Below are 1,375 nucleotides of genomic sequence, written 5' to 3'. Positions count from 1 at the left end.
ATATATTTTTATTCCACAGTAGCTCAGTGGTAGAGCAATCGGCTGTTAACCGATCGGTCGTAGGTTCGAGTCCTACCTGTGGAGCCAAGGAGAGCTGTCCGAGCTGGCCGAAGGAGCACGATTGGAAATCGTGTAGGCGGTGTAAAACCGTCTCGAGGGTTCGAATCCCTCGCTCTCCGCCATCTCGTTTGTTTTGGCCCGTTGGTCAAGCGGTTAAGACACCGCCCTTTCACGGCGGTAACACGGGTTCGAATCCCGTACGGGTCACCATATTGGAGGATTAGCTCAGCTGGGAGAGCACCTGCCTTACAAGCAGGGGGTCGGCGGTTCGATCCCGTCATCCTCCACCATTTAAAAAATGACTAGTTTTTTGAATGAGTATGTGTTATACTAGAAAAGTCGTCAAAGACATCTTCTATTAACTTTACATCGTCGCGGGATGGAGCAACAAGCATTACATCAATGTATGTACTACGAGTTGTTTCGACGCAAACAGCAGCGAAGCGATACTTGTAGAGGAAGATACAGTGTAACTGACTTCGAAGCAAGACATCATCTGTTAACTATAAAACGTCGCGGGATGGAGCAGTTCGGTAGCTCGTCGGGCTCATAACCCGAAGGTCGTAGGTTCAAATCCTACTCCCGCAACCAATCAACTACTTGGTTATGCATCAATGCAGGTTTGCGACGAGAAAGCTTACTTCGAAGCGGGACTAGTAGACGCAGGAGCAAAAGCGTGTTACAAAGTAATACACTAATACTAAGGACCCGTGGTGTAGCGGTTAACATGCCTGCCTGTCACGCAGGAGATCGCCGGTTCGATCCCGGTCGGGTCCGCCATCATATTTTTAACTATAAAGTATATATGGCTCGATAGCTCAGTCGGTAGAGCAGAGGACTGAAAATCCTCGTGTCGGCGGTTCGATTCCGTCTCGAGCCACCATCTATTTAAACTAAGTATGCCGGCCTAGCTCAATTGGTAGAGCAACTGACTTGTAATCAGTAGGTTGGGGGTTCAAGTCCTCTGGCCGGCACTCTTTCAACTATTTGTTAAGTCGTTTGTACTGTAGCAGGTGTACGTTGTAAAGTGGAGGGGTAGCGAAGTGGCTAAACGCGGCGGACTGTAAATCCGCTCCCTCAGGGTTCGGCGGTTCGAATCCGTCCCCCTCCACCACTTTTGAACTTTTAGGGGCATAGTTTAACGGTAAAACAGAGGTCTCCAAAACCTCCGTTGTGGGTTCGATTCCTACTGCCCCTGCCATCTATTTTAATAAATAATGAAAATGGCGGTTGTGGCGAAGTGGTTAACGCACCGGATTGTGGTTCCGGCATTCGTGGGTTCGATTCCCATCAGCCGCCCCATTAATTATAAAAT

The 1,375-nt window shown here is 48.9% G+C and carries 11 tRNA genes; all 11 read left to right on the top strand.

What is annotated here, in order from left to right:
• The first annotated feature begins 12 nt into the window (after positions 1-12).
• A tRNA-Asn gene (locus tag ACJ2A9_RS23505) sits at positions 13-87 on the top strand.
• Between the two features lies 1 nt (position 88).
• Positions 89-182, top strand: a tRNA-Ser gene (locus tag ACJ2A9_RS23500).
• Positions 183-195: 13 nt separating this feature from the next.
• Positions 196-270, top strand: a tRNA-Glu gene (locus ACJ2A9_RS23495).
• 4 nt (positions 271-274) lie between these two features.
• Positions 275-350 (top strand) — tRNA-Val (locus tag ACJ2A9_RS23490).
• 224 nt (positions 351-574) lie between these two features.
• Positions 575-651 (top strand) — tRNA-Met (locus ACJ2A9_RS23485).
• Between the two features lie 113 nt (positions 652-764).
• Positions 765-840: transfer RNA gene (locus tag ACJ2A9_RS23480), tRNA-Asp, on the top strand.
• A gap of 27 nt (positions 841-867) precedes the next feature.
• Positions 868-943, top strand: a tRNA-Phe gene (locus ACJ2A9_RS23475).
• Positions 944-961: 18 nt separating this feature from the next.
• Positions 962-1,034 (top strand) — tRNA-Thr (locus tag ACJ2A9_RS23470).
• A gap of 55 nt (positions 1,035-1,089) precedes the next feature.
• Positions 1,090-1,174, top strand: a tRNA-Tyr gene (locus ACJ2A9_RS23465).
• 13 nt (positions 1,175-1,187) lie between these two features.
• Positions 1,188-1,261 (top strand) — tRNA-Trp (locus ACJ2A9_RS23460).
• Positions 1,262-1,286: 25 nt separating this feature from the next.
• Positions 1,287-1,362: transfer RNA gene (locus tag ACJ2A9_RS23455), tRNA-His, on the top strand.
• The last annotated feature ends 13 nt before the right edge of the window (positions 1,363-1,375 follow it).

Origin of the sequence: Anaerobacillus sp. MEB173 (genome assembly GCF_052119505.1) — a bacterium.
Classification (GTDB): domain Bacteria; phylum Bacillota; class Bacilli; order Bacillales; family JBJMAU01; genus JBJMAU01.
This window is presented reverse-complemented; position numbering and strand designations above follow the sequence as displayed.